The sequence below is a fragment of the Sulfitobacter sp. G5_S2_6_S6 genome, from assembly GCF_054968505.1.
The window spans coordinates 29,475-52,397 of record NZ_JBQKUI010000003.1; the positions used below are offsets into that span (position 1 = coordinate 29,475).

General features: G+C 62.2%; 24 protein-coding genes and 2 riboswitches. Of the genes, 13 read left to right on the forward strand and 11 right to left on the reverse strand.

Translation table 11 applies throughout. From position 1 onward, the window contains the following. Positions 1-27 precede the first annotated feature (27 nt). The 6 genes from msrA to ade form a co-directional block, all read right to left on the reverse strand. Positions 28-537, reverse strand: coding sequence for a peptide-methionine (S)-S-oxide reductase MsrA (gene msrA, locus ACTRWK_RS06375; protein ID WP_037942922.1), 510 nt, complete (start codon positions 535-537; stop codon positions 28-30). After that, positions 534-983, reverse strand: a complete 450-nt coding sequence (msrB, locus tag ACTRWK_RS06380) for a peptide-methionine (R)-S-oxide reductase MsrB (protein ID WP_037954063.1) — start codon at positions 981-983, stop codon at positions 534-536. Before msrB ends, msrA begins: the two co-directional genes overlap by 4 nt. Before the next feature lie 120 nt (positions 984-1,103). Continuing rightward, on the reverse strand, positions 1,104-1,973 hold the full coding sequence (locus ACTRWK_RS06385; RefSeq protein ID WP_037942925.1) for a DMT family transporter: 870 nt from the start codon (positions 1,971-1,973) through the stop codon (positions 1,104-1,106). Between the two features lie 144 nt (positions 1,974-2,117). Continuing rightward, complete coding sequence (locus ACTRWK_RS06390; protein ID WP_235183739.1) at positions 2,118-2,408, reverse strand: HU family DNA-binding protein; 291 nt, start codon at positions 2,406-2,408, stop codon at positions 2,118-2,120. 129 nt (positions 2,409-2,537) lie between these two features. Next, entirely contained in the window at positions 2,538-4,001 is a 1,464-nt protein-coding gene (locus ACTRWK_RS06395; RefSeq protein WP_005850943.1) for an AMP nucleosidase, read from the reverse strand. Continuing rightward, positions 3,998-5,800, reverse strand: coding sequence for an adenine deaminase (gene ade / locus ACTRWK_RS06400; protein WP_289081504.1), 1,803 nt, complete (start codon positions 5,798-5,800; stop codon positions 3,998-4,000). Before ade ends, ACTRWK_RS06395 begins: the two co-directional genes overlap by 4 nt. 121 nt (positions 5,801-5,921) lie before the next feature. Here ade and ACTRWK_RS06405 point away from each other — a divergent pair, with 121 nt between their 5' ends. Genes ACTRWK_RS06405 through ACTRWK_RS06415 form a run of 3 tightly spaced genes read left to right on the forward strand, consistent with a single transcriptional unit; the run spans position 5,922 to position 8,653 of the window. Continuing rightward, positions 5,922-7,187: a glycosyltransferase family 4 protein gene (locus ACTRWK_RS06405; RefSeq protein ID WP_289081505.1), complete on the forward strand. Its 1,266-nt coding sequence runs from the start codon at positions 5,922-5,924 to the stop codon at positions 7,185-7,187. 12 nt (positions 7,188-7,199) lie between these two features. Then, positions 7,200-8,054, forward strand: coding sequence for an SDR family oxidoreductase (locus ACTRWK_RS06410; RefSeq protein ID WP_009825799.1), 855 nt, complete (start codon positions 7,200-7,202; stop codon positions 8,052-8,054). 14 nt (positions 8,055-8,068) lie between these two features. Continuing rightward, positions 8,069-8,653 (forward strand): exopolysaccharide biosynthesis protein, encoded by a 585-nt coding sequence (locus ACTRWK_RS06415; protein WP_005850947.1) that lies wholly within the window; start codon positions 8,069-8,071, stop codon positions 8,651-8,653. On the opposite strand, the gene ACTRWK_RS06420 is transcribed toward ACTRWK_RS06415, so the two are convergent. From ACTRWK_RS06420 to thiB, 3 genes are read right to left on the reverse strand one after another with little or no spacing between them, the layout of a single operon-like run. Further along, a complete protein-coding gene (locus ACTRWK_RS06420) occupies positions 8,654-9,346 on the reverse strand; it encodes a thiamine ABC transporter ATP-binding protein (RefSeq protein ID WP_289081506.1) in 693 nt (230 codons plus the stop codon). After that, positions 9,333-10,889: a thiamine/thiamine pyrophosphate ABC transporter permease ThiP gene (locus ACTRWK_RS06425; protein WP_289081507.1), complete on the reverse strand. Its 1,557-nt coding sequence runs from the start codon at positions 10,887-10,889 to the stop codon at positions 9,333-9,335. Before ACTRWK_RS06425 ends, ACTRWK_RS06420 begins: the two co-directional genes overlap by 14 nt. Then, the gene (thiB, locus tag ACTRWK_RS06430) at positions 10,865-11,842 is read right to left on the reverse strand and encodes a thiamine ABC transporter substrate binding subunit (RefSeq protein WP_289081508.1); all 978 of its coding nucleotides are present in this window, start codon (positions 11,840-11,842) and stop codon (positions 10,865-10,867) included. Before thiB ends, ACTRWK_RS06425 begins: the two co-directional genes overlap by 25 nt. A gap of 34 nt (positions 11,843-11,876) precedes the next feature. Then, positions 11,877-11,976: riboswitch (TPP riboswitch) on the reverse strand. A 92-nt stretch (positions 11,977-12,068) separates the two neighbouring features. On the opposite strand from thiB, the gene aroC reads away from it, so the two are divergent. The 3 genes from aroC to ACTRWK_RS06445 all read left to right on the forward strand — a co-directional run bounded on the left by aroC (position 12,069) and on the right by ACTRWK_RS06445 (position 15,307). Further along, positions 12,069-13,169 carry a chorismate synthase gene (aroC, locus tag ACTRWK_RS06435; protein ID WP_005850951.1) on the forward strand — a complete coding sequence of 367 codons (1,101 nt, stop codon included), beginning with the start codon at positions 12,069-12,071 and terminating at the stop codon, positions 13,167-13,169. Between the two features lie 101 nt (positions 13,170-13,270). Next, positions 13,271-14,248: a DMT family transporter gene (locus ACTRWK_RS06440; protein ID WP_037942940.1), complete on the forward strand. Its 978-nt coding sequence runs from the start codon at positions 13,271-13,273 to the stop codon at positions 14,246-14,248. 111 nt (positions 14,249-14,359) lie between these two features. Beyond that, entirely contained in the window at positions 14,360-15,307 is a 948-nt protein-coding gene (locus ACTRWK_RS06445; RefSeq protein ID WP_037942942.1) for a cyclase family protein, read from the forward strand. Between the two features lie 82 nt (positions 15,308-15,389). Here ACTRWK_RS06445 and ACTRWK_RS06450 read toward each other — a convergent pair whose 3' ends face one another. Beyond that, positions 15,390-16,259, reverse strand: coding sequence for a branched-chain amino acid aminotransferase (locus ACTRWK_RS06450; protein ID WP_005850954.1), 870 nt, complete (start codon positions 16,257-16,259; stop codon positions 15,390-15,392). Positions 16,260-16,419: 160 nt separating this feature from the next. On the opposite strand from ACTRWK_RS06450, the gene ACTRWK_RS06455 reads away from it, so the two are divergent. The 5 genes from ACTRWK_RS06455 to dxs all read left to right on the forward strand — a co-directional run bounded on the left by ACTRWK_RS06455 (position 16,420) and on the right by dxs (position 20,845). Then, positions 16,420-16,932 (forward strand): MarR family winged helix-turn-helix transcriptional regulator, encoded by a 513-nt coding sequence (locus tag ACTRWK_RS06455; RefSeq protein WP_005850955.1) that lies wholly within the window; start codon positions 16,420-16,422, stop codon positions 16,930-16,932. Further along, positions 16,929-17,630, forward strand: a complete 702-nt coding sequence (locus ACTRWK_RS06460) for a response regulator (protein WP_064216272.1) — start codon at positions 16,929-16,931, stop codon at positions 17,628-17,630. Before ACTRWK_RS06455 ends, ACTRWK_RS06460 begins: the two co-directional genes overlap by 4 nt. A 135-nt stretch (positions 17,631-17,765) precedes the next feature. Then, positions 17,766-18,008 carry an exodeoxyribonuclease VII small subunit gene (locus ACTRWK_RS06465; RefSeq protein WP_005850957.1) on the forward strand — a complete coding sequence of 81 codons (243 nt, stop codon included), beginning with the start codon at positions 17,766-17,768 and terminating at the stop codon, positions 18,006-18,008. Continuing rightward, entirely contained in the window at positions 17,962-18,900 is a 939-nt protein-coding gene (locus tag ACTRWK_RS06470) for a polyprenyl synthetase family protein (protein ID WP_051577597.1), read from the forward strand. Before ACTRWK_RS06465 ends, ACTRWK_RS06470 begins: the two co-directional genes overlap by 47 nt. A gap of 16 nt (positions 18,901-18,916) precedes the next feature. Beyond that, positions 18,917-20,845 (forward strand): 1-deoxy-D-xylulose-5-phosphate synthase, encoded by a 1,929-nt coding sequence (gene dxs / locus ACTRWK_RS06475; RefSeq protein WP_009825808.1) that lies wholly within the window; start codon positions 18,917-18,919, stop codon positions 20,843-20,845. Between the two features lie 27 nt (positions 20,846-20,872). On the opposite strand, the gene ACTRWK_RS06480 is transcribed toward dxs, so the two are convergent. Continuing rightward, the gene (locus ACTRWK_RS06480; protein ID WP_005850960.1) at positions 20,873-21,307 is read right to left on the reverse strand and encodes a 6,7-dimethyl-8-ribityllumazine synthase; all 435 of its coding nucleotides are present in this window, start codon (positions 21,305-21,307) and stop codon (positions 20,873-20,875) included. A gap of 80 nt (positions 21,308-21,387) precedes the next feature. Beyond that, positions 21,388-21,546, reverse strand: a riboswitch (FMN riboswitch). Positions 21,547-21,612: 66 nt separating this feature from the next. Between ACTRWK_RS06480 and ACTRWK_RS06485 the strand changes: the two genes are divergently transcribed. Together ACTRWK_RS06485 and ACTRWK_RS06490 are read left to right on the forward strand one after the other, a co-directional pair. Continuing rightward, positions 21,613-22,236 carry an FMN-binding negative transcriptional regulator gene (locus ACTRWK_RS06485; protein WP_289081510.1) on the forward strand — a complete coding sequence of 208 codons (624 nt, stop codon included), beginning with the start codon at positions 21,613-21,615 and terminating at the stop codon, positions 22,234-22,236. 68 nt (positions 22,237-22,304) lie between these two features. Further along, positions 22,305-22,916, forward strand: a complete 612-nt coding sequence (locus ACTRWK_RS06490) for a glutathione S-transferase (protein WP_037944875.1) — start codon at positions 22,305-22,307, stop codon at positions 22,914-22,916. Positions 22,917-22,923 lie beyond the last annotated feature (7 nt).

Below are 22,923 nucleotides of genomic sequence, written 5' to 3' on the forward strand. Positions count from 1 at the left end.
AACCCGAGGGGCTGCGCCGTTTTGCGTTTATTCTGCTGCCGCGCGCTTGGGCAGGACCCAATCGGGGCGCGGGAAGTGGCAGGTATAGCCGTTTGGAATACGCTCCAGATAATCCTGATGCTCGGGCTCTGCTTCCCAGAAATCGCTGACGGGTTCTACCTCTGTCACGACTTTGCCCGGCCAGATGCCCGATGCCTCTACATCGGCAATCGTGTCCAGCGCCGTGGCTTTCTGGTCTTCGTCGACATAGTAGATCGCCGAACGATAGCTCAGCCCGCGGTCATTGCCCTGACGGTTCAGCGTTGTCGGGTCGTGGATCTGGAAAAACAGTTCCAGCAGATCACGATAGCTGATCACGTCGTCGTCAAACATCACCTCGATCGCCTCGGCATGGGTGCCGTGGTCGCGGTAGGTGGCATTGGGCACATCGCCGCCCGAATAGCCCACGCGGGTCGATAGAACCCCCTCGCGTTTGCGGATCAGGTCCTGCATGCCCCAAAAGCATCCTCCGGCCAGTACTGCGCGTTGTTCGCTCATGCTACATCCTCCACTTGGTTGATATAATCGCCATAGCCTGCGTCTTGCATGTCGTCACGATGAATAAAGCGCAACGAGGCGGAATTGATGCAATAGCGCAGCCCGCCACGATCCGCGGGACCGTCGGGGAAGACGTGGCCCAGATGGCTGTCCCCATGGGCGCTGCGCACTTCGGTGCGGATCATCCCCAGCGACGCGTCACGCAGTTCGGCGACATGGGCGGGTTCGATGGGTTTGGTAAAGCTCGGCCAGCCGCAGCCGGAGTCGTATTTGTCCGAGGACGCGAACAGCGGCTCGCCAGAGACGATGTCTACGTAGATGCCCGGCTCTTTGTTATCAAGCAGCTTGCCCGTGCCCGGCCGTTCGGTGCCGTTCTGCTGGGTGACACGGAATTCTTCGGGGGACAGAGCGTTAATGGCGGCGTCGGTCTTTTCATAGGTCGGCATGCGAGGCTCCTTTGCGGTTTGATACATTAAATGGGGCCTGCGCGGGTTTTTCAAAGGGGTAATGCACCGACGCACCGATCTGTGACCGCCCGCCTGTCGTCCAACCCCTTGGCTTGCAGGTCAGGCCCTGCGCTGCCGCGAGACCTGAACCGCAAGAATACCCAAGGCAATCACAGCGACACCGATGATATCCTGAACCCCCAGCGGTTCGCCCAGCAACAGCCAGGCAATCGCCACCCCAAAAAACGGATTGAGGAAATGGAAGGTCGCGGCGCGGGTGGCTCCGATACGGTTGACCAGCCAGAACCAGACCACCGTCGCCAGCAGCCCCGGCACCAGACAGGTATACAGGAACGCCAGCGCCAGTGGCCAGCTTGGGCTGATGTGCGGCGTCTCGAACAGCAAGGTCGCAATCGACAGCGCGACGCAGCCGACAAGCATCTGCAAGCCCACCACCATCAGGAAGTTCCCGCCAGAGGTCGCACCGCGCACCAGCAGGGTCGCCGCTGATAGCGCGACCACACCGACGCCGCACAGCACCAACCCCGTCAGATCGACGCCTCCGTTGATCCTTGCACCCATAATGATGGCCACCCCGATCACACCTGCGATCAGCCCTGCAATGCCCAACGGCTTGAGCTTTTCCCCCAGAAACAGCCATGTCGCCAGACCGACCAGCAACGGCATGGTCGAGGCGATGATCGCCGCCAGTGACGCCTGTACGGTCTGCATCGCGACAAAGTTCATCCCCAGATAGACCGCGTTTTGCAGCACGCCGAAAATGATCGTTGCCCGCCATTGCGCGCGCGTCAGTCGCCACGTCTGACCAAGCGCCAGCGCGACCCCCACGCCGATCAGGCCAGAGATCAGATACCGCGCCGACAAAGCCATCAAAGGGGACGCATCCGCGACGATGATCCGCGCCGACGTAAAGGCCGAAGACCACATGACGGCGAAGGCCAGCCCCATGAGAATTGCACGTATATCCATGAGCGGGCCTTTCAGGTTTTCCAGTGGGCGGAGACTTCCGCAGTTGTCCGACAGGGGCAAGCGCATTCAGCGCAACGCAGACCTGCGTCAAACGCAAAGGGCCGCCCGTGGGCGACCCTTTGTCAGAACAGACTGTGATCAGTCTTATTCGTTAACGCTGTCTTTCAGCGCTTTCGCGATGGTCATCTTAACAACCTTGTCCGCGTCTTTCTTGAACTGTTCGCCGGTGGCAGGGTTGCGCACCATACGCTCGGGGCGTTCGCGGCAGTAGATTTTGCCAATGCCGGGAAGTGTCACAGCGCCACCGCCGGAGACTTCTTTGGTGATCAACGCGCAAACCGCGTCCAGTGCCGCGCTTGCTGTTTTCTTGTCTTCGCCCATTTCCTCAGCCAAAGCCGCGACGAGCTGGGTTTTTGTCATTGGTTTAGTTGCCATCTTGTTTTTCTCCTTCGTCCGCCCGGATTAGGGCCTCACGCGCAGAATGTAACGGTATGTTGTGGCTGAACACAACGAATAGGTCGCAAGAAACCGCGAAAACATGCTATTTTCAGCCGATTTCGGCCTTTAGAGAAAGGCAGTTTCGTCAAACGAGCGCAATTTTCGGCTATGCAACCGCTCTAGCGGCATATCGCGCAGCTGTTCCATCGCGCGAATACCGATCATCAAGTGTCGTGCGACCTGCGTTTTGTAGAAATCAGACGCCATACCGGGCAGCTTCAATTCACCATGCAAGGGTTTGTCCGAGACGCATAGAAGCGTGCCGTAGGGCACCCGGAAGCGGTAGCCGTTGGCCGCAATCGTGGCGCTTTCCATATCCAGCGCCACGGCGCGCGACTGGCTGAGCCGCTGCACCGGACCGGATTGATCGCGCAATTCCCAGTTGCGGTTGTCGATGGTGGCAACGGTGCCCGTGCGCATAATCCGCTTCAACTCGTAGCCCTCAAGCTGGGTGACCTGTTCAACGGCGTCCTCCAGCGCGATCTGGATCTCGGCCAGCGCGGGGATCGGAACCCAGACCGGCAGGTCGTCGTCCAGCACGTGATCCTCGCGCAGATAGCCATGCGCCAGCACGAAATCCCCAAGCGCCTGTGTGTTGCGCAAACCGGCACAGTGGCCGACCATCAGCCACGCATGGGGCCGCAGCACGGCGATGTGGTCGGTCGCGGTTTTCGCGTTGGATGGGCCGACGCCGATGTTAACCAGCGTGATCCCGGACCCGTTCGCGCGCTTCAGGTGGTAGGTCGGCATCTGCGGAGTTTTGACCGACGCAGGCAGCGGCGCGTCGCCGTCCGAAATCTCGACATTGCCGGTAGATACGAAGGACGTGTAGCCGCTATCGGGGTCGCGCAACATGGCGCGGGCGTATTCCTCGAACTCGGTGACGTAGAACTGGTAGTTGGTGAACAGCACGTGACTTTGGAAATGTTCGGGATCGGTTGCGGTGTAATGCGTCAGCCGTGCCAGCGAATAATCGACGCGCTGCGCGGTGAAGGGGGCCAGCGGGCGCACGTTGTCCAGCGGCAGATAGGTGCCGTTGACGATGTCGTCATTGGTTGTGCTCAGGTCCGGCACGTCAAACACATCGCGCAGGGTGAAATCCGCGGCACCTTCCTGCGGGATCGTCACGCTGTCGTCATTGCTGACCGCGAAATGCACGGGGATCGGCGTGTCGGATACCGCGATGGTCACGGGCTGGCCGTGGTTTTCGATCAGCAGACGGATTTGTTGTGTCAGGTAATGTTTGAACAATTCTGGCCGCGTAATCGTGGCCGAGAAGGTGCCGGGGGACGATACATGGCCGAACGACAGCCGTGAATCCACCTGCGCATAGCTGGAGGTGGTAAACCGGATCTCGGGGTAGAAGGCCCTGATCCGCGTTTCCGGGGCGGCGCTGTCCATCGCCTTCTGGAAATGCGCGCTCAGGAAGCCTGTCGCTTGGCTGTATAGCTCTATCAGCCGTGCAACGGCGGCAGCGGCATCGGTGAACTGTTCGGCGGGGCGGGCGTCTGGGGTCAGGATTCTGGTCATGAAACAGGCTCTAACAAAGGAATAAATTCAAAACTGCGCACATCGACCAAGCCGAGGTCAGAGATGCGCAATTCGGGAATGACAACAAGCGCCAAAAGCGAATGTTGCATATAGGCGTTGTTCAGCGTGCAGCCACAGTCGCGCATCGCCTGCATCATGGCTTGGGTCTTGGCGGCGACCTCGGAGGCGGGGTTGTCGGACATCAGGCCAGCGATCGGCAGCTCGACCATGGCCAGCTCTGCCCCGTCCTTGAAGATGGTGATCCCGCCGCCAACCTCGCGCAGACGGTTCGCGGCCATCGCCATATGCTTGGTATCGGTGCCCACCACGATCATGTGGTGACTGTCATGTGCCACGGTGGACGCCATCGCCATCGGCCCCTGATAGCCAAAGCCCGAGACCAGCGCGTTGACCACAGTGCCGGTGCCGCGGTGCCGTTCGACCAGCGCGATCTGGCACACTTCGCCCGTGGACTGCACGCGGCCTTCGGTCACCGGCAGTTCGAATTTCAGCGCGCGGGTGGGGGCCTGATTCTCGACCACGCCGATCACATTCGCGGTGACGGCATTGGCCCCCGCAGGTGCGGTGATCTGGAAATCATCCGCGCCAAGGGCTTTGCCCATGTTGACGGTCTGCCGCGCATGGGGCGGCCAGTCGTAATGCGGGCAGTCTACCAGACACACGCCATCCTCGGCCACGATCTGCCCCCGCGCGATCACCGTCTCGATGGGGAGCGTTCTGAGGTCAGAGGTCAGGATCACATCTGCCCGCCGCCCGGGCGTCAGTGACCCGATCTCGCGCTCAAGCCCAAAGTGGGTCGCGGTGTTGATCGTCGCCATTTGCAGCGCGACCAACGGGTCGCAGCCGCAGTCGATGGCATGGCGCACCACGCGGTTCATATGACCGTCATTCACCAAGGTGCCGGAATGGCAGTCATCGGTGCACAGGATCATATTACGCGAATCCAGCCCTTTTTCGGTGATCGCGGTGATCTGTGTTTCAACGTCATACCACGCGGACCCCAGCCGGATCATCGACCGCATCCCCTGACGCATCCGCGCAATGGCATCCGCCTCGCAGGTGCCCTCGTGATCATCCGCAGGGCCGCCCGCGACATAAGCTGCAAAGGCCGGCCCCAGATCGGGGGAGGCATAGTGCCCGCCCACGGTCTTGCCCGCGCGTTGCGTTGCGGCAATCTCGGCCAGCATCTTGGGGTCACCCGCGGTCACACCCGGGAAGTTCATCATCTCGCCCAGACCGATGATACCGGGCCAGTGCATGGCCTCGGCGACATCCTCTGCCGTGATTTCAAAGCCGGTGGTTTCCAGACCGGGCGCGGATGGCGCACAGGACGGCATCTGGGTGAAGATGTTCACCGGCTGCATCAGGGCTTCGTCATGCATCATGCGCACGCCTTCCAGCCCCAGCACATTGGCGATCTCATGCGGGTCGGTGAACATCGACGTGGTGCCATGGGGGATCACAGCGCGGGCGAATTCCGCCGGAGTCAGCATACCGCTTTCGATGTGCATATGCCCGTCACACAGGCCGGGGATCATATAGCGGCCCTTTGCCTCGATCACCTTGGTCGTGTCGCCTTTGCAGTGGCTGGCGTCCGGCCCGACAAAGGCAACGCGCCCCGCCTTGATCGCGATATCATGGTCCGGCAGGGTTTCGCGCGTGTGCACGTTGACCCAGATACCGCCGGTGATAATCGTATCCGCAGCGCTGCGTCCTGCCGCAACAGCGACCAGTTGATCGGCCACATCGGGCCATGAGGGGAATGTGTGTTCTTTCATACCTGACGTTGACACGAAGATCGCCCGAGGTTCAAGCCAGAGCCGTCCAGCGCCGTGGCGTTTGCACTGTCCGTGCCGACTGGGCTAACTGTCTGCAACCGACAGGACATAAGGCGACCCCATGAAGATCATGTTTGTGCACCAGAATATGCCCGGCCAATACCGCGAGCTGGTGCAATGGCTGGCCGATCAACGCACACACCAGATCTATTTCCTGACGCAACGCAAAAATCCGCCCCGTTTTGAGGGCGTCGAGACACGGGTCTACAAGGCGCATCACAGACCGGCAGAGACTGCCTATGGGCTGTCGAAGAACTGGGAGGAATCGACCGGCAACGGCTTGGGGGCCGCCCGCGCGGCGAAACAGATCGAGACCCGCGAAGGGTTCAAACCCGATATCGTGGTGGGGCATGTGGGCTGGGGGGAGCTGACGTTTTTCAAGCAGATCTGGCCCGATGTCCCGATCATCGGCTTCTTCGAGTATTACTACAGCGATACCGGCGGCCCTGTGGGGTTCGATCCCGAAGACCCCGTGACCGAGAATACCCCCTTTCTGTTGCACGCGCGTAATGCCGTGCCGCTGGCCAATATCGAAACCGTCGATATCGGGCTCAGCCCGACCTACTGGCAGCGCGACCGTTTTCCGCAAAGCTTTCACCGCAAGCTCTATGTCTGCCACGACGGGATACGCACAGACCAGCTGCGCCCCGATCCGGCGGTGACGCTCAAGCTGGGGCGGATGGATCGCGCCCTGACCAAGGATGACGAGGTGCTGACCTTTGTGTCGCGCAACCTTGAACGGACGCGGGGTTTTCATGTGTTCATGCGCGCATTGCCACGTATTCTGAAACAACGCCCCAACGCGCGGGTGTTGGTGGTAGGGGGCAACGACACCTCTTATGGCGGCAAAAGCAAACACCCCGGGGGACTGCGTGCCGAGATGGAGGCAGAGGTGGGCAAGCACGTCGATTGGTCGCGGGTGCATTTTCTGGGCAAGCTGTCCTACGAGGATTACCAGAGGGTTATTCAGATCAGCCGCTGCCATCTTTATCTGACGATGCCATTTGTGCTGTCGTGGTCCCTGCTCGAAGCGATGGCGATGGGCGCGACGATCGTCGGCTCTGACGTGGCCCCCGTGCGCGAGGCGATTACCCATGGCGAAACCGGTCTGCTGTGCGATTTCTTCGATCCCGATGCGCTGGGCGATCAGGTGGCGGATGTGCTGGGCAATCCGGCGGCCTATGCGCATCTGGGGCCTGCGGCGCGGGCGCATGTGGTCCAGACGTACGACTTCCTGAGCAAATGCCTGCCGGAACATATCGCGCAGATGAATGCATTGGTCCCCGAGGGGCAGCGGATCGCCTTGCCCCGGACCCCCACCACATAGAAAGGACGCCTCATGGAGAAAACGCTGCTGTCGATTGGGCATGGCTTTAGCGCGCGCGCCCTTGCCGCACGGCTGGTGCCGCAGGGCTGGCGCATCGTCGGCACCACGCGCAGTCCCGACAAGGCAGATGCCATCGCGGACACAGGCGTTGAACCCGTCGTCTGGCCGGGGGCCGATCTGGGGGCGTTGATCGCGCAGTTTCCCAATGTGCTCGTCTCGGCCGGACCGGACAGCGCAGGCGATCCGGTCTTGAATGCGGTCGAGGATGCGGTCACCCGCGCCGCGCCCGATCTGCGGTGGGTCGGCTACCTGTCGACAACAGGGGTTTACGGCGACCACGACGGCGATTGGGTGGACGAGGACACGCCGCTGACGCCATCGACCAAGCGCGGGCGCGCCCGTGTCACGGCAGAGGCACGGTGGCAGGCGATCCCCGATCTGCCGCTGCATATCTTTCGCCTCGCAGGGATCTATGGCCCCGGACGCGGCCCCTTTGCCAAGGTGCGGGCCGGAACGGCGCGGCGGATCATCAAGCCGGGGCAGGTCTTCTCTCGTATCCATGTCGAGGATATTGCCCAAGCGCTTGAGCTGTCCTTGCAGCGGCCCGACCCGGGCGCGGTTTATAATCTATGCGACGATGACCCCGCGCCGCCGCAAGACGTGATCGCCCACGCGGCAGAGCTGCTTGGCCTGCCCGTGCCCCCCGCGATCCCCTTTGATCAGGCCGATATGACCCCGATGGCCCGCAGCTTTTACGCGGAAAGCAAGAAGGTTCGGAACGACCGTATCAAGCAGGCGTTAGGCTGGGCACCGCAGTTCCCCACCTATCGGGCCGGGCTGGCGGCATTACTTGCACAAGACAGCTGACCTTTGGGGGGTATATGCACAATATCGAGGAGCGTAGCCTCACCCATCTGCTGGACGGGATGGAGCAAGCGGCCAGCCGCGAGACGGTCACGATCAACGATGTGCTGAACGAATTCGGAGAGCGGTCCCTGCTCCCGTTCATTCTGCTGGCCGCGCTGCTGTTGGTGTCGCCGCTGTCCGGTGTCTTTGGTGTGTCCAGTTTCATGGCGATGGTGATCATCGTGCTGTCGGCGCAGGCGGTCTATGGGCGCAAACGTCTGTGGTTGCCGCAGTTCCTGCTGCGCCGCGAGGTCAAGTCATCGCGGTTGCTGTTCTGCGTGCGGTGGCTGCGCAAGCCTGCGGCGTTTTTTGATCGCCACTCCGGCAAAAGGCTCCAGTTTCTGACGACAGGGCCGATGCGTCTGCTGACGTTGGTGACCTGCGTGATCCTGCCTGTGGGTTGGCCTTTGCTTGAATTCGTGCCCTTCGCGTCGTCCTTCGGGGGCGGAACGGTGGCGCTGTTCGCCTTTGGTCTGTTCACCCGCGACGGGCTTTATGTGCTGCTGGGGTATCTGACAATCCTGCTGACATCGCTGACCTTTTACGCCGTCATTTTCTGATTACCCCAGATAGGCGCGCAGCGCGTCGGGCGGATTGTCCATCAGCGCTGCGGCAGGCTGCGGCGGATGCGCGGTGCCAGCTTCGACAAAGATCACCTGATCCGCGATGCGGCGCACGTCCTCGGGGGCATGGGTGACCATGATCAACGCGGCTTTGGTCTCTGCGGCGAGGGCGGCCACCAGATCCAGCATGTCGTTGCGCAGGGCGGGGCCAAGTGCGGCAAAGGGTTCGTCGAGCAGGACAAGCGGGCGGGCTTGCACCAGCACCCGTGCGAGGGCCACGCGGCTTTGCTGCCCGCCGGAAAGCTCGGCAGGCTTGCGGGCAGCCATCCCCTGCAGCCCGACGCGATCAAGCGCCTCGTGTACACGGGTTTGTTCCGCAGAGCCGAGCCGCAGGTCGGGGCGCAGCCCCAGCCCCACATTCTGCATCACGCTGAGATGGGGAAAGAGGTTGTTGTCCTGAAAAAGCATCGTCATCGGCCGCGCACCGGGGGCGGCTTGGGTGATGTCCTTGCCCTGCCACAGCAGCCTGCCGGACCTGAGCGGAATGAACCCGCAAAGCGCCCCCAGCAGGGTGGATTTTCCCGCACCCGAGGGGCCGATCACCGCATAGGTCTGCGCGGGCGCAAGGGTCAGGTCGGCGTGCAGGGTAAAGCTGCCTTGGGTGATCTGCGCGGTCTCAAGTGTCAGCATGCCAGCGCCCTCCCTTGTCGAATATCCAGAAAATCCCAAGTGACAGCGCCAGCAGGATCAGGGCCGCACCGGCCGCGGCCTCCATCCGGTAGGCCCCCATCAACCGGTACATCTGCAGCGGCAGGGTGGCACTGTCGGGGTCGGCGAACAAGGCAATGACCCCCAGATCCCCCATCGACAGGGCACCGGTCAGCCCCGCGGCAAAGCCGATCTGCGGGCGCAAGCGTGGCAGGATCAGCCAGCGCCAAAGCGGCCATCCACTCAGCCCCAGCATCTGCGCCTGCCGGCCATAGATCTGCACCGTGTCGCGCAGCCGGGGCACCAGAATACGCAGGGCAAAGGGCAGGGCCATCAGCGCATTGACCAGCGCCGTGACGGGAAGGGCCAGCGCAAAGGGGCTGGCGACAGGGTTGATCAGAATGAACCAGCCGGTGCCGATCATCAGCGGAGAGGCCGCAAGCCCCAAGAGGCCCACGGCCTCTACCCCGCCGCGGGCACGGGTCGCGATCCATCCGGCAAGGGGCAGGGCCAAGGCCAGCAAGACCACCACGCTGATCAGCGCTACGGTGAGTGAGGTGCCCGCTGCCTGCCACACGCTGGCGGGCATTTGCGGCAGGCCGATCACCCCGCGCATCACGACCGAGGTCAGGGGCAGCAGCAGAAACCCCGCCGCCAACGTGATGAACAGCGCGTCGAGCCACCGTTGCAGCCCACCACGTGCGTCCCAGCGGTGCAGGGGTCGGTCCTGCCCGCCACCCAGACTGATCGCGGGGATGATCCACAGCGCCAGCGCGGCGGTGCTGCCCGCAAGCCCAAGCTGCACCAGCGACAGCAACGCTGCACGGTTCAGGTCAAAGTCGAAACGGAACGCCTGATAGATCGCAAGCTCGATCGTCGTGGCGCGGGGGCCGCCGCCGAGGGTCAGCGCTACGGCAAAGCTGGTCAGGCAGATCACAAAGATCAACGCTGCGGTGCCGGGCAGGATTTGCCGCAGGAGGGGAAGCTCGATGCTGCGGAATACCGCGCGCGGGGTCAGGCCAAGCTGTGCGGCCAGCCGGAACCGTTCCGCGGGCACGGTCTGCCACGCCTGCAACAACAGCCGCGTGGCCAGCGGGAGGTTAAAGAAGACATGCGCCAGCACCACGCCGTGCAGCCCGTAGATCGTGATGCCGGGCAATCCGACCGCCGCCAGCGCCGCATTGAGCCAGCCCGCGCGGCCAAAGACCGCAAGCACCCCCAGCACGGCGACAATCACCGGCAGGATGAACGGTGCCCCCAGCAGCGTGACCAGCAGCCCGCGCCCGACAAAGCGCCGTCGCGCCAAGGCGCGGGCGACAGGGATCGCCAGCACGGTAGACAGCAGGGCGGAAAGCGCGGCCTGTAGCACGGTAAACCGGATCGCGGACCAATCGGCCGGGCCAAGCCCGCTGCCGAACTCGGCCCGCCACAGCACCGCCCCCACCGCAGCAAGGATCAGCGCCGCAACCAGAATGGCGGCGCTGATGCCGGTTTTCGTGCTTATTGCGACAGTGCGGAGAGCCATTCGGCCAATGCTTCCTCGCGCAGGGCGGGCACGTCATCGTTCGGGATCAGCAGCGCCTTGCCCGGTTCGATCAACTGCTCAAAGCCTTCGGGCAGCCCGCCTTGGGGCGTGACGGCGGGGTACATCCAGTTGGTCGTGGGCAGCACCGATTGCGCCGCGTCCGATACCATGAACTGCATGAACTGATCGGCCAGCTCGGGCTGGTCGCTGCCCGCTAGTTTGCCGACCACTTCGATCTGCATGTAGTGGCCTTCGTCAAAAGCGGCAGCGGCTTTGGTCGCGTCCTCTTCGGCGATCAGGTGGTAGGCGGGGGATGTGGTATAGCTCAGCACCATGTCGGCTTCGCCCTCAAGAAACAGGCCGTAGGCTTCGGACCAGCCCTTGGTCACGGTCACGACGTTATCCGCCAGACCTTCCCAGATCGCAGGGGCCTCGTCGCCATAAGCGTCCTTGACCCACATCAGCAGGCCCAGACCGGGGGTAGAGGACCGCGGGTCCTGGATCACGATCTTGAGGTCACTGTCGGCCAGGGCGCGGAAATTCGCGGGCGGGGTCAGATCGGCGTTATGGACAAAGGCGAAATAGCCCCAGTCATAGGGGGCAAAGCTGTCATCCTCCCATGTGACCGGCAGGTCATAATCCGCGTTCACTGTGGCGGGCGCGAACAACCCTGTCTCCTTCGCTGCGGCGATCAGGCTGGTATCAAGCCCCAGCACCAGATCGGCGTCAGACCGCGCGCCTTCCAGCTTGAGCCGCGCCAGCAGCGCCGCGCCATCGCCCATGCCGACGAATTTCAGATCGCAAGCGCATTCGGCCTCGAAGGCCGCTTCGATCACCGGGCCGGGGCCCCATTCGGCGACAAAGCTGTCGTAGGTATAGACCACCAGCTCGGGCGTATCGGCCCATGCTTGCGTGGCGAAAAGCGTGGTGGCAGCAAGTGTAAGATACTTCATGGCATCCTCCAAAATGCGGCGTCAGAAAGCGTTGGAGGTGTATCCAGACCTTCCCTCCGCCGGTGTTAACCGGTTCAGGTTCAACGGGTCCGTGCGCGCACATCTCAGCCTGTCAGGCCCCCCGAGGTGTCTTATCGGTAGAACGCCTGTCGCCCGCGCGCAAGGTGAAACCCCTTGAGGCATGGTGCAGCCCCCGTTAAGGATCACCGCCAAAGGAGCACCGCCCATGTCGATCAACAGCTTTGGCCATCTTTTCCGCGTGACCACCTGGGGCGAAAGCCACGGGCCTGCTTTGGGGGCCACGGTGGACGGCTGCCCTCCCGGTGTGACGATCACCGAAGAGATGATCCAGCACTGGATGGACAAGCGCAAACCCGGCCAGAACAAATACACCACACAGCGCCGCGAGGCGGATGAGGTGCGGATCCTGTCGGGCGTGTTCGAAGGTGTCACCACCGGCACGCCGATCCAGCTGATGATCGAGAACACCGACCAGCGGTCAAAGGACTACGGTGACATCAAGGACAAGTTCCGCCCCGGTCACGCCGACATCACCTATTTCCAGAAATACGGCATCCGCGATTATCGCGGGGGCGGGCGGTCCTCGGCACGTGAAACCGCATCGCGTGTGGCGGCGGGTGGATTGGCACGTGAAGCGATCAAGGCGATTGCGCCGAATGTGCAGATCACCGGCTACATGGTGCAGATGGGCCCTCACAAGATCGACCGCGATGCGTTCGATTGGGACCAGATCGAACAGAACCCGTTCTGGGTGCCCGACGCCAAAGCGGCAGAAGAGTGGGCGGCGTATCTGGACGGTCTGCGCAAATCCGGATCCTCCGTCGGTGCGATCATCGAGGTGACAGCGCGCGGCGTGCCCGCGGGCCTTGGCGCGCCAGTCTATGGCAAGCTCGACACCGATCTCGCCGCCGCGATGATGAGCATCAACGCCGTCAAAGGCGTGGAGATCGGCGAAGGCATGTCCGCCGCCATGCTGACCGGAGAGCTGAACGCGGACGAGATCAGCATGGGCCCCGACGGCCCTGTCTATTCGTCGAACCACGCGGGCGGTATTCTGGGCGGCATCAGCACTGGTCAGGACATCGTGCTGCGTTTTGCGGTCAAGCCGACGTCAAGCATCCTGACCACACGCAAGACAATCACCAAGACCGGCGAAGACACAGAGATCATTACCAAAGGCCGCCATGACCCTTGCGTTGGCATCCGCGCCGTGCCGGTGGGCGAAGCGATGATGGCCTGCGTCCTGCTTGACCATATGCTGTTGCACCGCGGTCAGGTCGGCGAAAACCGCGGCATCATCGGCTAAGTCGCGCGGAACGCTCGGATCTTTTGCATGTTGGCGGGAATACGACGCGCAAGTTGACGCGGGGTCTTGCAACTTGAAACCTGCAGGCGCAAGCATGCGCCATGCAAAGCACCACGACAGAGCACCGCCCCGGCCGGGCCATCGCCCTTAAACTGGGGGCGGTCTTTCTGTTCTCGGTCATGGCGGCCCTCATCAAGATTGCGACGGCCACCGTGCCCGCCGCCCAGGCCGTGTTCTACCGGTCGTTCTTTGCCTTCCCGATGATCATCCTGTGGCTATGGCAAAGCGGCGACCTGCGCGACGGGCTGAAGCCAAGCAATCTGATGGGCCACGTCTGGCGCGGCGTTTTCGGGACCACGGCGATGGCGCTGACCTTTGCCGGGCTTAGCCTGCTGCCTCTGCCAGAGGTCACCGCGATCGGCTATGCCACGCCGCTTTTCACGGTAATCTTCGCCGCGATATTCCTGGGCGAACAGGTGCGTGTGTTCCGACTGTCTGCGGTGGCCGTGGGGCTGATTGGCGTGCTGATCGTTCTGTACCCCCGCTTTACCGTAGGCGGGGATAGCGTGTCGCAGCTTGCCATGCTGGGGGCGATGATGGTGGTTGCCGCGTCGATCATGCGCGCGCTTGTGCAGATCCACGTGCGCCGATTGGTGCAAACCGACAGCACGGCGGCCATCGTGTTCTATTTCTCGCTCACCGCAACCTGCCTTTCGTTCCTCACGCTGCCCGCCGGCATGGTGATCAACTGGGAGCCGCTTTGGTGGGTGAACCCCGGGTGGCAAGTCTCGGCGCTTCTGATCCTGTCGGGCATGATCGGCGGGGTATCACAGATCATGATCACGGCCTCTTACCGCTTTGGCCCGGTGTCGATGCTCGCCCCGTTCGACTATGCCTCTATGCTGTTCGCGGTGTTGATCGGCTGGGTGCTTTTCAGCGAAATCCCGACGCCTGCGATCCTGATCGGTGCGGGTCTGGTCATCGCCGGCGGTGCCGCGATCATCTGGCGGGAACGGCAGTTGGGACTGGATCGATCCAAATCCAAGGCCAGCAGCACGCCACAGGGGACACCCAGCTGATCGGTTGAAACTACGTGCCCTGATTGAATTTCATGTTAACCTAACCCTCTAGGGTGTGGAGCAGCGGGTATCCCGTCGGTGCTGCACCCTGTTTTCTGGGAGGGAAGAAAGATGAAATTTACCAAGATTATCGCAACTGCCGTGTCCATCGGTGTCGGGGCATCTGCCGCATGGGCGCAAGACTGTGACCATTCGCATTGGGGCCCTGAAGACCAGCTGGGATCGGCGAACCTGATCTCGACCGAGCGCACGTTGCAGGCCGCCAAGCTGATCAAGCAGGGCAAATCGATGCCGCTCGGGATCGTGATCGGGCCGGATACACCTGCCTTCCCGCCCCGTTCGCTCAGCCTTCAGGTGGTCCAGCCGAACCAGCACGGCGGCCAAAAGCTGTCGTCCTTTGGCTATGAGGGCAATTATAACGACGATCTGCTGCAAACCTGGATCGGTATCGGGTCGCAGTTGGACGGGCTTGGGCATCTGGGCGAAGACGGGATGTATTATAACTGTTTGGACGAAAAGGAAATCTCGGCGATCAGCGGCCTGACCAAATTGGGGACGCATGCCGTGCCGCCCTTGGTCGGGCGCGCTGTGATCATCGATATGGCCAAGCACATGGGCAAGGATGTGTTGGCCGCCGGTGAGCATTTTGGCGAGGCAGAGATTACCGCCGCGATGGAGGCGCAGCAGATCACGGTAAACGAAGGTGATATCGTGCTGTTTCACACGGGCTGGACCGACGGCATGATGGAAAGCGACCCGACGGCCTGGGGGTCCACCGAACCGGGGCTGAATAACGAAGGCGCGGTGTTTATGGCGTCGATGAACCCGATGGCCGTGGGTGCAGACACATGGGGCCTAGAAGCGATTCCACCGAAAGAGGGGGACAAGGTGTTCTATGGCCACGTCACGCTGCTCAAGGACAACGGCATCTATATTCTGGAGACGATGAACACAGGACCGCTGGTCGCGGAAGGCGTGCAAGAGTTCATGTTTGTGCTCGGGCAGCCGCTGATCAAGGGCACGGTACAGGCGATGATCAATCCGGTCGCGCTTTACTGACACGACGTGCTGCACCGCAGGTGCGGACATGAAAACGGCGCGGGGGGAGATCCCCTCGCGCCGTTTGTTTTGATGGCGCAGTTCAGGACCGGACGAGCTTTTCGTAGTCTTCCGAAATCTCGCGGGTGAGCGCGCCAACCTCGAAGGTGTAGTCGCCGATCTGTCCGACGGGTGTGACCTCGGCCGCGGTGCCGGTCAGCCAGCATTGCTCGAAGCCTTCCAGCTCTTCCGGCATGATGTGGCGTTCGTGCACGGTCAGGCCCTTTTCCTTGAGCATCCCGATGACGGTCTGACGGGTCAGCCCGTTGAGGAAGCAATCGGCCAGTGGCGTGTGCACTTCGCCGTCCTTGACGAAAAAGATGTTCGCGCCGGTCGCTTCGGCCACATAGCCACGGTAGTCCATGAACAGCGCGTCGGAACAGCCCTTGGCCTCTGCCGCGTGTTTGGAGGTGGTGCAGATCATATACAGGCCCGCCGCTTTGGCGTGTACGGGGATCGTTTCGGGCGACGGGCGCTTCCACTTCGAGATGTCGAGCTTGGCGCCCTTCATCTTGGCGTCGCCGTAATAGTTGCCCCATTCCCAGCCCGCGATGGCCAGACGTACAGGGTTGCGCGCCGCCGAGACGCCCATGTCGGGGCCGGCTCCACGCCACGCGACCGCACGGACATAGGCATCGGTCCAGCCGTTCGCCTTGAGCATTTCGTATTTCGCGGCTTCGATTTCGTCCACGGAATAGGGGATTTCGAAATCGAGGTATTGCGCCGATTTGCGCAGCCGTTCCGAATGCTCGCGGCCTTTGAAAATCTTGCCATTGTAGCAGCGTTCGCCCTCGAACACCGATGACGCATAGTGCATGGCGTGGGTCAGGATGTGGACATTGGCGTCGCGCCAATCGACCATTTTACCGTCCAACCAGATTTTGCCGTCGCGATCGTCGTATGCGCCGTCCATGATGTATCCTTCCTCAAAGCACCTCGGGATTTATGAAAATTGCGTGAAACCCGCTGCGTGCAGACATATAATTACGCAAAACATGGGATTCGATAGCCTTTGACTCTTGGAAAGTCAATAACGCTGACGTAAGCTCTTGGCGCAGCAAGGGGAGAGTATAATGGCAGACGGACGCGGCCCATCATCACACACGGGCGAGAACCTGCTGTTCCTGACGGATGAACAGCTGCGGCAGGGGATCGAGGCGATGTTCTTTGCCTACCGCGGTTTTACAGCCGACCCTGACAAGATCCTGGTGGATATGGCCTATGGTCGTGCGCACCACCGTGCGATCCACTTTATCAACCGGGCACCGGGCACGACGGTAAACAACCTTCTGGGGATTTTGGGTGTTACAAAACAATCCCTTAATCGTGTATTGCGCACGCTGATCGCCGATGGTCTTGTCAAAAGCCAAGTGGGAAAAGCAGACAAGCGGGAGCGGCACTTGTATCTGACTGACGCCGGGCGCGCGCTCGAACAGACATTGTCTGATGCACAACGGATGCGGATGCGCAGTGCGTTCCGCGACGCGGGCCCCGAGGCGGTCGCCGGTTTTCGCACCGTGCTAGAGGCGATGATGGACCCCGAAATGCACCATTGTTACACCCGTCTGAAGGAAAACGGCGCGTGAACGAGGCCGACGCACACCTGCTGATCGTCGATGACGACGAACGTATTCGCACGCTGCTGCAGAAGTTCCTGATGCGGCACGGGTTCCTTGTGACCTCGGCCCGCGACGCGGCCCATGCGCGGCGTATTCTGGCGGGGCTGGATTTTGATCTGATCGTGCTGGATGTGATGATGCCGGGCGAGGATGGTCTAAGCCTGACCCGCAGCCTGCGCGAAGACATGCAAACGCCGATCCTGCTGCTGACCGCCAAGGGCGAGACAGGCAACCGGATCGAAGGGCTGGAAGCGGGGGCGGATGATTACCTTGCCAAACCGTTTGAACCCAAAGAGCTGCTGTTGCGGATCAACGCGATCCTGCGGCGTATGCCCGACACCCGCGTGGCTGATACCGCCCCCAAGGTGCTGTCGATGGGGCCGATCCGCTATGATATCGAACGCGGAGAGCTGTGGCAGGGCGACGATCTGGTGCGGCTGACCGCCACCGAAATCCAGCTGATGCGCATTTTTGCGGCCCAACCGGGTACCGCGCTGAGCCGGTCAAAACTGGTGGAGGAACTGGGCCGTGACCGCGGGCAGGCGCAGGAACGTGCTGTCGATGTGCAGATCACCCGATTGCGCCGCAAGATCGAAGACAATCCCAAACAGCCCCGCTATCTGCAAACCGTGCGCGGCGCGGGCTATATGCTGGCCCCCGACTGACCACGCGCTGCCTTGGCGGTAAATGTGGTATCGTGGCGTAAGAGAATTTGCGCCCAAGAAATCGGCACGGTCACTGGAAGCCATGGCGCGGGCGGGCTATGGTCAGGCCAAGTTTGATTGATGGGATTCACGGCAATGACGGATACTCCGGTAGAAGAGATGAGCTTTGAGGCAGCGATGGCCGAACTGGAAAAGGTTCTGGGCCAGCTGGAACGGGGCGATGTGGCGCTGGATGAAAGCATTTCGCTTTACGAACGCGGGGCCAAGCTCAAGAAACGCTGCGAGACCAAGCTGAAGGAAGCCGAAGAGAAAGTCGCGCAGATCACGCTGGATGGCGACGGCAACCCTGTCGGAGTGGCTCCCGTTGGCGGGGTTTGACATCTCGCTTGAGACAGAGCTGACGCGCAAACCGTTTCATGCGGCCATGCCCCATGCTGCGGATCTGGCGATTGGCCAGATCCTGCACGGGCTTGGCGGGTTGGACGGCACCGTGGCCGAGGCGATGCGCTATGCCGTGACAGGCGGCAAGGGCCTGCGGGCTTTTCTAGTGATCGAAAGCGCGCGGTTGCACGGGGTGATGGACGCGCAGGCCGCCCCCGCCGCCGGCGCGATCGAGGCGCTGCACGCCTATTCGCTGGTGCATGATGACATGCCTTGCATGGATGATGACGCCCTGCGTCGGGGTCAACCCACGGTACATGTGAAATGGGACGAGGCGACGGCGGTTCTGGCGGGCGATGCGCTGCAGACATTGGCGTTTGAACTGGTCGCGGCAACGGGCTGCGGCGACGCTGAACGGGTTGCGCTGGTCACGGGGCTGGCGCGGGCTGCCGGTGTGCGCGGCATGGTGGGCGGGCAGGCGATGGACATCGCCGCCGAAACCGCGCGCCAACCGCTGACCCTTGACCAGATCACAACGCTTCAGGCCGGCAAGACCGGTGCGCTGATCGAATGGGCCGCGACGGCGGGGCCGGTGATGGCGGGCGATGACGCCGCCGCGCTGCGCAGCTATGCGCGCAACCTCGGGCTGGCGTTCCAGATCGCGGATGACATTCTTGACGTCGAAGGCGATGCCGCCACGGTGGGCAAGGCCGTGGGCAAGGATGCCGATGCGGGCAAGGCGACCTTTGTGTCGCTGCTGGGGCTGGACCCCGCCCGCGCCCGTGCCCGTGATCTTGTCGATGCTGCCTGTGATGCCCTGTCCCCCTACGGCAGTGACGCCGAAACCTTGCGAGACGCGGCCCGCTTCGTTATTGCCCGCAAAAGCTGATCCGGTGGAGAGCCAGATGACCGATAGACCAGATACGCCCCTTTTGGACCGGGTGAACCGCCCTGCCGATCTGAAGAATTTCTCGGATGCAGAGCTGGTGAAACTGTCCCATGAACTGCGGGCAGAGACGATTTCTGCCGTATCAGAGACGGGCGGCCATCTGGGCGCGGGTCTGGGCGTGGTTGAACTGACGGTCGCGATCCATTCGGTGTTCGATACGCCGAAGGACAAACTGATCTGGGATGTGAGCCACCAGTGCTACCCGCATAAGATCCTGACCGAACGCCGCGACCGTATCCGCACCCTGCGTATGAAAGACGGGTTGAGCGGATTTACCAAACGCAGTGAATCCCCCTACGACCCTTTTGGTGCGGCGCATTCGTCGACCTCTATCAGCGCGGCTTTGGGCTTTTCGGTGGCGCGTGATCTGGGCGGCAATGTCCCCGAAGGTCTGGGCGATGCGATTGCGGTGATCGGCGATGGGTCGATGTCGGCGGGCATGGCCTATGAGGCGATGAACAACGCGGGCCATCTGAAAAAACGGATGTTCGTCATCCTGAACGACAACGAGATGTCGATCGCGCCGCCGGTGGGGGCGATGTCGACCTACCTCAGCCGTCTTTATGCCGAAGAGCCGTTTCAGGATTTCAAAGCCGCGGCCAAGGGCGCTGTTAGCATGTTGCCCGGCCCGTTCCGCGAAGGGGCCAAGCGCGCCAAGGATATGCTCAAGGGCATGGCCGTGGGCGGTACGTTGTTCGAACAGCTTGGGTTTTCCTATCTCGGGCCGATTGACGGTCATGACCTGAATCAGTTGCTGCCGGTGTTGCGCACGGTCAAGGCGCGGGCGACGGGGCCGGTGCTGATCCATGTGATCACCAAAAAGGGCAAGGGCTATGGCCCCGCCGAAGCAGCCCGTGACAAGGGCCACGCGACCGCCAAGTTCAATGTGCTGACGGGCGAGCAAAAGAAAGCGCCGTCAAACGCGCCCAGCTATACCCGCGTCTTTGCGGACAGCCTGATCGCCGAGGCCGCAAAAGACGACAAGATCTGCGCCGTGACGGCCGCGATGCCGGATGGGACAGGGCTGAACCTTTTCGCCGAACGCTACCCCAGCCGGTGCTTTGACGTGGGGATCGCGGAACAGCACGGTGTGACATTCTCTGCCGGATTGGCGGCAGGCGGGATGAAGCCGTTCTGCACGATGTATTCGACCTTCCTGCAGCGCGGCTATGATCAGGTGGTGCATGACGTGGCGATCCAGCGCTTGCCGGTGCGCTTTGCGATTGATCGCGCGGGGCTGGTCGGGGCGGATGGGGCCACTCATGCCGGTGCCTTTGACGTGGCGTTTTTGGCGAACCTGCCCGATTTCGTCGTGATGGCCGCCGCGGATGAGGCAGAGCTGGTGCATATGGTGGCCACGGCGGCAGCCTATGACGACGGGCCGATTGCCTTCCGCTTCCCGCGAGGTGAAGGCGCGGGCGTGACCATGCCCGAACGCGGCGAACCGCTGGAGATCGGCAAGGGGCGCATCATCGCCGAGGGCAAGCGCGTGGCGCTGCTGTCTTTTGGCACACGCCTGTCAGAGGTGGAAAAAGCCGCCGAGGCGCTACGGGCCAAGGGGATCACGCCGACCATTGCCGACGCTCGCTTTGCCAAGCCGCTTGACCGCGAGATGATCCTGTCGCTGGCCGCCGATCACGAGGCGCTGATCACCATCGAAGAGGGTGCAGTCGGCGGCTTTGGCAGCCATGTGGCACAGCTTTTGGCGGACGAGGGTGTGTTCGACGCAGGGCTGAAATACCGGTCGATGGTGCTGCCCGATATCTTTATCGATCAGGCGAGCCCTGCGGATATGTATGCGGTCGCTGGGATGAACGCCGAACATATCGAGGCCAAAGTGCTGGATGTGTTGGGCATCGCCAGCATCGGGGCGCAGCGGGCCTGACGCACAGGCCCGCGCGGTAAACCCGTCTTACGCGTCAAGCAGTTGACGCGCCGCGACGATGCCAAGCGCTGCCGAAGCGGCCTCGCGGCCCTTTTCGACGAAATGCGCGCGGTAGATCGCATTGTGGTGGTCGGTTTCCTGATAATGGTGCGGCGTCAGCGATACGGATAGCACGGGCACGCCCGTATCAAGGCCTACGCGCATCAACCCGTCAACCACGGCTGTCGCCACGAAATCATGCCGATAGATGCCGCCATCGACCACGAAGGCCGCGCAGATCACCGCGTCGTATTTGCCGGATTTGGCGAGGGTCTGCGCCATCAGCGGCATCTCGAACGCGCCGGGGACATCGACAACATCGATCTGGCTTGCGGGGATGGTTTCAGAAAACCCGTCATAGGCACGATCTACAATATCGGCGTGCCAGCGTGCTTTTACAAAGGCGTAGCGGGTGTGTGTCATAGTGATCTCCTTTTTTACGTCAGCGACACAAGTCACCCAAGGCGATCACGATTGCGGACGGCCCCGAGGGGTCGCAACAAACGCATTCTCTTTCATCCGGACTATGACCGTCGGCTCTGGCATCTCACCAGATCTGCTGACCCGGCGCATCCCGAAGGGATGTCGCCAGCGCTCGCGGGCTCGTGGCACTGGGGCCACATACCGCCGGTGGGGAATTGCGCCCCGCCCTGAGAATAGGGATACGTTGCCAAGGCAGGGGCGCGTCTGCAATACCAAAAGCGCGTTTGCAGTTTGGACCCTACGTTATGCACCCGAATCCCGTTTACCACGACGCCGACACCGCCAAGAACATCGCTTTTGCCCGCGACCGCAGCTTTGGCGTGCTTGCCGCCAATGGCAGCGACGGCCCGTTGATCAGCCATGTCCCGTTTTTGCTGAACGAAGCAGGGGATCAGGCGGATCTGCATCTGGTCCGGTCAAACCCGATTGCGCGGGCACTCAAACCCGCGCTGCCGGTTAAGCTCGCCATCAGCGGGGGCGATAGCTATGTCTCGCCCGACTGGTACGACATCGACGATCAGGTGCCGACGTGGAACTATGTGGCGGTGCATCTGACCGGCACGCTAGAGCTGCGCCCGCAGGAAGAGCTGCTGGACCTGCTGGATCGCCAGTCTGCCTGGTTCGAGGATCGTCTGCTGCCCAAGCCGCCGTGGACCACCGCCAAGATGAACCCCCTGACCATGCAGAAAATGATGCGCATGATCGTGCCCTGCCGGATGCGGATCACCGGCGTCGACGGGACGTGGAAGCTGAGCCAGAATAAACCCGATGCGGTGCGACTGGCCGCTGCCGACGGGGTAGAGGCGCACGGCTTTGGCGCGGGAACAGGCAGTTTGGCCGACCAGATGCGCGCGGCAAAAGGCGCCTGATCAACAAGCGATTGCACCGCGCGCGGATGACGGTGATAGTTCGCCCGAACCCCGAGGAGGAGACACCCGTGAAACTATCCTATTCCCCGACATCACCCTATGTCCGCAAGGTCATGGTATTGCTGCATGAAACCGGCCAGATCGAAGATGTGACGCTTGAAAATATCTCGACGACACCGCTGGCGCCTGATGCCGCGCTGCTGCCGAACAACCCGCTGGCCAAAGTACCGGCACTGGTGCGCGACGAGGGGCCCGCGCTGTATGATAGCCGTGTGATTTGCGCCTATCTGGATGATCGCGCGGGCGGCAAGCTGTACCCGACCGGCAGCCGCCGCTGGGACACGCTGACGCTTGAGGCAACGGCGGATGGTATGCTGGATGCGGCGCTATCGATGGTCTACGAGGGCCGGATGCGCCCCGAAGGCAAGCAGATGCCAGAATGGGTCGAGGGTCAGTGGTCCAAGATCGAACGGGCGTGCGCGGCGCTGAATACACGCTGGATCAGTCAGCTTTCCGGTCCGCTGGATATGGGGCAGATCGCCGTCGGCTGTGCTTTGGGATACCTTGATTTCCGGCATGACGCGCGTAATTGGCGCAAGGGAAACGACGCCTTGGCCGATTGGGCGCGCCGCTTTGATTCGCGTGCATCCATGCAGGCCACTGCCCCTCCGGCAGGATAAAAGCGCA